This is a genomic window from Microcystis sp. M53603_WE2, assembly GCF_030065435.1.
Genome location: NZ_JASJFF010000812.1, coordinates 1 through 7287, shown reverse-complemented (window position 1 = coordinate 7287; position 7287 = coordinate 1). Strand labels below are relative to the sequence as shown.

Here is a 7287-nt window from a genome sequence, read left to right as displayed (position 1 = left end):
TGAAATGGGGCGAAAGTCTGTGGACTCTGTGTAAGACAGTACATGGTTTTTTAACTGTGGTATGCGACGGTGGTGGAAGCAGAAACTTAAATCGTGAGGTTTAGGAATCGCCGCACTTTTAGGGCGGCGAGGATGTCAACTCTAGGCTACCCCGAAAACCAGAGACTTCACCTAACCCGCACCGCTGCCCAATAAAAATAAACTTAACAGGGTGCCACCATTCCAGAGACTATGAACCAACATCGAGGATAATAAATTTTTCGAGCGGGTGTAAACAAAGCCAAGAACACAACCTAGGACGGTTAAAGGCAGCACTTCTGACAAATTTTGGTGAGCAAGGGCAAAAATCAAACTACTAAGCGCAATCGCACCCCAAACAGGCAGATAACGAGTCAAAGAAGCTAGTAAAAAGCCGCGAAAGACAATTTCCTCGAAAAAAGGAGCGGCAAGGGAAGCAGTAAAGCCAAAAGAGATTAAAGCGAAGGTATTCTGGGATTCTAGGGCTAAAGTCAGCAGCGGGTTACTACCCCCTTGTCCTTGCCAAATTAGTTGATTGAGCAAAGAAACGATAATAACCAGGGGTAAAGCGACGACATAGCCGGCTAATCCCCAGAGAAACCAAGGACTAAAGAGTTTAAAACGAAACCAATCGGGAGGTAAAGGGCGAAAAGGCTTGATTGCTAGATATAAAACCGATAAACTGCTCACTGTTAAAGCTAAATAACTAACTACAACGTATATTGCTTTAGCTTCTAGGTTAAATTTTTCGGGATTGAGACTCAAGGAACTCGATAAAATCCCGAAAATTACTGGTAAAACAATTTGTCCGACGAAAAAGAAACCGATAATTATTCCCCACCAGAGGGTTTCTCCTCCCCACTTAGTTTGCCAAGCGAGACTATCATCTAAAAAGAGCAGCGATCGCTGTTGCCGGAGCAGCCACTGCACTAATAAAAAGATCAACAGCACAACACCGATTAAACCGCCGATAAGAGGCAAAAAAGCCAATAAAATTAGTTTAATTAACGCATTACCCGCCACTTCACTCTGTTCTTCCTCTAAAGCGAGTAAATCCTCTTGACGATTTTCGAGACTATATAATTTTTCCAGAATGGTATAACGAAACCATCCTTGAAAATTGCGATCGATTCTCGCTTCAGCATCGGCAGCAATTTCGGGGGGTTCACTGTACAATCCCTCTAACAGCAGCGCATTTCCTAAAACAGCAGGTTTATAGTTCTCAAATTCTGATTTTTCCTTGATATCTTGCCAGATTTGCCGTGCTGAATCCAAGTCACCTTGACTAGCTTGAATGAGACTTAATTTTAGCTCTAAATCCTTTAGGGAATTGATTTCGCGCTCAAGAGATTTTTTTTGTTCGGGATTAACTGCTGATTTTTCTAGTTCGGTGATTGTTTTTTTGGCACTTTTCTGGGCGGATAAATACTGTTCCTCAGCAGTAGTATAAGGAGCTTCACCGATCAGGGAAGTTTGAATTAATTTAAGATTAGCAAATTCCTCGCTATTAGGATCAGCATCGCTGCTTAGAGTCGTGACTTGTAGATTGAGATTGGTTTGATATAGTTGAAGATTAGATTGGATTTGGGGCTGATTAACACTAGAAATTAAAGCTGTAACCACTGGAGTTAAGGCAATAATTGTTAAGACAAAAGCGATCGCTTGTTTGAGACTTTGCCAGGGGAGTTTTTTTGAGAAATTATCAAACATGAAAATAGTTAAGTGGGAGTTAGAGGTTAGCTGATGGGCTTTTAGGGTTTTAGGGTTTTAGGGTTTTAGGGTGTTGGGGTTTTAGTTGAATTCCCCCATTCCCTAATTATTAAACCTCTTGCATAATTAATTTTTCAGGGTTCAAAAACGGCAAAAATAAGGATTAAATGGCATAAAGTCTGTAAATAGACCATTTAACTGATTATTGCTCCTTCTTAATTCTCCTGACTACTGACTACTGGCTACTGACTCCTAACCCTAACAACAATTTTTGATTTTTACAAGAGGTCTATTAACTAACTACTTGAGAAAAAAGCTTTTCGTATTGATCCAAAGTCTTTTCAAAGGCATAATTTTCCTCTGCGTATTGTCGTCCTTTTTCTCCTAGTATAGTTGCTAAATCTGGGTTTTTATATAGCTTTAAAATGGCTGTAGCTAATGCCTCTGGATCTTCAGGAGTAACCACCAAACCACCACCACTACGCTCGATCGCCCTAGCGGCGGTTCCATCGGCGGGAACAGAAGCAATAATAGCACGACCACTAGCTAATAATAGCTGAATTTTGGACGGCATATTAAAGGAAATAACGTTATGTTTTTGCATCACCATACCCACATCGGCGGCTGCTAACATTTCTGGTAATTTTTCCCGGGTTTGAAAGGGTAATAAAAGCACATTACTGGCCCCCTGTTGTTGGCGATACTTTTCTAGGCGATCAAGTGCTTCTTTTTTACCAACAATTACCACTTTAATCTCAGGGATGTCAACTAAGTAAACTGCAGCATCGATCAGGGTTTCTAGGGGTTGGGTTAGGGCAATATTGCCAGAATATAAAACAACAAATTTGCCCTCAAGATGATTTTCTTGGCGAAAATAATTATTGGTTTTCGGCAGAGGTTTAATAAAGCTGACATCCACCCAATTAGGAATTTCAATAATTTTCTGACTCGGCACATTTTTAGTTAGGAGATTTTTGGTAAAACCATCGGCAATAACCGAGATTTTGCTGGCATTTTGATAGGCAAATTTTTCGAGACGACTAAAAACTTTAATCATTTTCTCATTAGTTAATAATCCCACATGAACTGCCGCATCGGGCAAAATATCCTGTAAATTTAGAATAATCGGTATCCCATATAATTTACTCAATAAAGCGGCGGGAACGCAAACGGGTAATCCGGGGACAGTTAAGAAAATTAGATCGGGTTTTTCACCCTTGAGAGCCTGAAAGAAACTCAAAAAAACAAAGCTCAATTCAAAGAAAATTCGATTTTTTAAACTTCTTTGGGGACGCGCCCAGACGTAGGAACGTTGAATTTTAACACCATTTAGTTCTTCTTCTAGATAGATTTTTCCTCGGTATTCGGGATCGATTTCACTATTAGGATACCAAGGAAAAGCGGTTAAAACTCTGACTTGATGACCTCTTTTAACCAATCCTTCCGCTAATTCTGTCATCAGGGGAGCGATGCCGATCGGTTCGGGATAATAGTTATAAGAATAGAGCAAAATTCGCATAGGGATGGCAATTTGGTTGGGCGATTCAGTTTCATGATTTTATCAATAGTTACTGGTTTTTTGACAAATCAGATGCGCTTTTGTCAGGGATTGCCCTAGAAAGAGGTTTGGCATCAGGTGAGGATTAGCGGTGAGAGATGCGGAAAAAAAGGGAAATTGGCTCATAAATTAATCCTCAAAACCTTATTTTTCCCTTACCCGGTGGCCGATATCACGACGATAATAGATGCCCTGAAAGTGTATCCTTTTCACCGATTGATAGGCAAGTTCGATCGCCTGATTAAAATTAGCTCCCATAGCCGTGACACCCAAGACGCGGCCGCCATCGGTGAAGATATCGCCGTGTTTTAAAACCGTGCCGGCGTGGAAAACGATCGCTCCCGCGGTTTCAGCTGCCTTAATTCCAGTGATTAACTGGCCTTTTTCGTAGTGGTCGGGATAACCGGCAGACGCGGCCACCACACAAACGGCACTACCGGATCGCCATTGTAAAGAGGGGAAATCAGTTAATTTTTGTTGAGCGCAAGCCAGCAGTAGCGGTGCCAGGGGAGTTTCCAGTAGGGGTAAAACCGCTTGGGTTTCGGGATCGCCAAAACGACAGTTAAATTCGAGAACTTTTGGCTCTCCGGCGGGGGAAATCATTAAACCCGCGTAGAGGACTCCCCGATAGTCAATGCCGCGTTTTTGCAGGGTGGCGACGATGGGGGCGAGGATGTCTCGGTCCACCGCTTCGATAATGGCGGCGGTGGCTATGGGTGCGGGGACATAAACGCCCATACCGCCGGTATTTTTGCCGGTATCGCCTTCACCGATGCGCTTGTGATCTTGGGCGGGTAGCAGGGAACGGAAGCTGATCCCATCGGTGAGGGTGAGGATGGACACTTCTTCCCCTTCTAGGAATTCTTCCACCAGGACTTTAGTGAAGCCACTGGTAAAAAGATCATCGATCGCTTCTAGGGCTGTATCTACGGTTTCGGCGACAATTACCCCTTTTCCTGCGGCTAATCCGTCGGCTTTCACCACAATTGGCGCTCCTTGCTCTCGGATATAAGTTTTTGCTAATTCTGCATCCGTAAAGGTTTCTGAGACGGCGGTGATAACTGCTGCTTCGCTCATTAATTCTTTTGCCCAGGATTTGCTCGATTCAATTAAGGCCCCGGTTTGTGTGGGGCCAAAAACGGCAATTTCTTGGCCGAGAAGATGATCGGTAATGCCGAGGGAGAGGGGATATTCTGGCCCGACAACCACCAGATCGACGCAATTTTCTCGGGCAAAGCGGCTAATTTCGGCAAAATCCTCCATTGCTATGGGGATATTTTCACATTGAGGTAAAATTGCCGTTCCCCCATTACCTGGAATACAGAACACTTGTTCTACCTCGGGCGATTGCAGCAGTTTCCAAGCCAAGGCGTGTTCTCGACCACCACTGCCGATAACGATAATTTTCACGGATAAACGCAGCCTAAATGACGATGGTTTAATTATCCCCTAGCTCCGGGTCAGCATTGGCTAGAAGTTGAGATTACTTAACTTTTTAATCGATTTGACGGAGTCAGGAGTCAGGAGTCAGGAGTCAGGATTCAGGATTCAGGATTCAGGAGTCAGGAGTCAGGAGTCAGGAGATAGGAGATAGGAGATAGGAGATAGGAGTCAGGAGATAGGAGTCAGGAGATAGGAGATTATTTTATTTATTCTCCCCACACCCCACTCCCCACACCCCACACCCCACACCCCACACCCCATCTCCCCATTTCCCACTTCCTACTTCCCACTTCCCCACTTCCCATCACTGGATTTGACGGAGACAGGACAAATCAGCTTGACCGAAATGAATACTAAAAGCTACTTGCAGATTTTCTAGGGATTTAACCAACCAAGGCACCCGCTCGCGAGAATAACTCTCGTAGTGGTTAAATAGAATCGAAAAACGTTTATCTAAGTGGGGTTTTGCCTTGGGACAGATCAAAATCAACTTGAGCAATAACCCCACAGTCCGAGTTACCCCCATATTGGTGATCATATCCATAAAAATGTAATGATCGGGTTTTTGGCCGCTTTCCACCACCAGATAATTTAACAGTTGGCTAGAAGTACGCAGCATGAGAAATTCACTCGGTTTTTGTTGATCGCAGTGGGGTAGAGTATTTTGCAGGATATCGTCGAGTTTTTGGTGAAATTGCCCCTTGCCGTAGTCTAAGGAGGTAATTAGATAATCGTAGAGATCATTTTTAAAATCTTTATAGGTACGGGTATAAACTGTATTCGCCAGAAAATTTTGCGAAAGATACTTATAAGTATAATTTCCTGCTACCGTCCCCAGATAATACTTGAGGGTGCGATTTAGCTCCTTATCATTGAGCAGGGTGGGATTTTCCACTGGTTGAATGATTCTCCCCGCTTCTTCCCTGATTTTTGGGCTATGAGCAACCTGTGCCAAACGTACCTGATAGGTGACATAACGAGAGAGATTTACCTCGAAACGGCTCTCGGTTTTCACCTTAATACGTCTAACGGTTTGTCGCTGTTCTCGGGGACTGTCATCACCGAGTAAATAGTAATCATAGAGATAGGGATAACGATTAATCAGGGTTCCTAGGGAAGCGGCGGTTTTTTCGCTGTATTGGCCGCTAATAATTCTCGCCAGACGCTGCATCCTAACGTAGTCATCCGAGAGGGTAAAATTTTTGACCAGATGGCGCAAATTATTGGGGCTGCTGTAATGTCCGGGAGGTGGGGAGGGCAAATTTTCCAGCAGCGATACCAATTCGGGAATTGCTGGCTGATGGGCGGGCTGCGTTTGCCATCGATTCATTAAAATATGACAGCAGCGGTTAAAGAAATGATAAAAACGAATTTCGGGATCTTTGGCCTTGACAAGACGCTCTAGGGCTAAATAAATAGGAGCTTCTTGATAACCGCCACCTTCGATAAACAGACGACGAAAATTCTCGATTAATTGCTCGGGGGAATCGGTCCTGGCGCGGTCGAGCCAATAATCGTATAGTAGCTGTTCTTCGTCTCTTGTTTGTCTTTGTCCAGTGTTTAGACTAGCCATGGTTATTTGATTCAGCCCTCCTAAATCAGTAAGCGGATGGATTTTAGGGCTATGACCATAAAGGGGTCAATTGTGATTAGATAGTAGATGCTCCCTTCTGAGGATGCCCCTATTTTGGGTCATTGTACTGATCGAGTCGATCCCTTTTAGCTTGGCAAGTTTGGGAAAATTCCCCTTGGCTTACCCGGCCAAGCTTGCGGACTATGCCCAGATTACTAAAAATTTAGGCAGCGTACCCTGCTAATTAAGTTAGCGAAAGGAAACCCCGATTGTATGTGATCTAAGTCACATTTAAACCTAAATCCATCTTCTAGATAATTCGGAATTTACCTAAAATGTCGGATGAATGCCCCCGCTACATTTTTCGACAAGATACTCACCTTTGCGGGGGATGAAATCCGACCAGAATATCAACCGCGGAGCATCGGTTTAATTCTACCATCTGTAGGTAAACTGTGTTATAATTAATTTAACCAATGGTCGTGGATTGTTAGATGCTAGTCGTAGAAGCAAAGCTAAAAAACGGAACCCCAGAGCAATATCACCAGCTTGATGAAGCTATCAAAACTTCTCAGTTTGTGCGTAACTCTTGTGTTCGTTATTGGATAGAAAATAAAGGAACAACCCGCAATGATCTCCAAAAACTTTGTGCGGTACTAGCTAATAATAAAGAGACCCCTTGGGTTAATAAATTAAACTCTCAAGCTCGTCAATCGGCTGCTGATAGAGCCTGGCAATCAATTACTAGGTTTTACCAGAATTGTCATGCTAAGATACTTGGGAAAAAGGGTTTTCCTCGGTTCAAAAAGCATAGCCGTTCGGTTGAGTATAAACTAACGGGCTACAAACTATCTGATAATCGACGTAAAATCAGATTTACCGATGGCTTTAAAGCAGGAGAATTTGATTTATGGTGTAGTCAAAAGACATTAGTTTATTATTCAGAGCAACAGATTAAACGGGTAAGAGTTGTTAGACGTGCTGA

Annotated in this window: 6 protein-coding genes; 1 reads left to right on the top strand and 5 read right to left on the bottom strand. The window is 43.3% G+C overall.

What is annotated here, in order from left to right:
* Positions 1–171: 171 nt before the first annotated feature.
* From PX481_RS17345 to PX481_RS17325, 5 genes are all read right to left on the bottom strand, one after another.
* Complete coding sequence (locus PX481_RS17345) at positions 172–1728, bottom strand: CPBP family intramembrane glutamic endopeptidase (RefSeq protein WP_288095191.1); 1557 nt, start codon at positions 1726–1728, stop codon at positions 172–174.
* 292 nt (positions 1729–2020) lie between these two features.
* Entirely contained in the window at positions 2021–3247 is a 1227-nt protein-coding gene (locus tag PX481_RS17340) for a glycosyltransferase family 4 protein (protein ID WP_002758419.1), read from the bottom strand.
* A gap of 42 nt (positions 3248–3289) precedes the next feature.
* Entirely contained in the window at positions 3290–3412 is a 123-nt protein-coding gene (locus tag PX481_RS17335; RefSeq protein ID WP_256378301.1) for a hypothetical protein, read from the bottom strand.
* An 18-nt stretch (positions 3413–3430) separates the two neighbouring features.
* Positions 3431–4696: a phosphoribosylamine--glycine ligase gene (gene purD, locus PX481_RS17330; protein WP_288095188.1), complete on the bottom strand. Its 1266-nt coding sequence runs from the start codon at positions 4694–4696 to the stop codon at positions 3431–3433.
* 337 nt (positions 4697–5033) lie between these two features.
* Positions 5034–6302, bottom strand: a complete 1269-nt coding sequence (locus PX481_RS17325) for a Sll1247 family protein (protein ID WP_002758421.1) — start codon at positions 6300–6302, stop codon at positions 5034–5036.
* Positions 6303–6796: 494 nt separating this feature from the next.
* Here PX481_RS17325 and PX481_RS17320 point away from each other — a divergent pair.
* A partial coding sequence (locus tag PX481_RS17320) for a nuclease/transposase family protein (RefSeq protein ID WP_502888557.1) occupies positions 6797–7287 on the top strand: 491 nt, incomplete at its 3' end.

Coding starts and splice junctions, on each gene's coding strand:
- PX481_RS17345 (WP_288095191.1), bottom strand. CDS start 1,728: ATGTTTGATAATTTCTCAAAAAAACTCCCCTGGCAAAGTCTCAAACAA.
- PX481_RS17340 (WP_002758419.1), bottom strand. CDS start 3,247: ATGCGAATTTTGCTCTATTCTTATAACTATTATCCCGAACCGATCGGC.
- PX481_RS17335 (WP_256378301.1), bottom strand. CDS start 3,412: ATGAGCCAATTTCCCTTTTTTTCCGCATCTCTCACCGCTAATCCTCAC.
- PX481_RS17325 (WP_002758421.1), bottom strand. CDS start 6,302: ATGGCTAGTCTAAACACTGGACAAAGACAAACAAGAGACGAAGAACAG.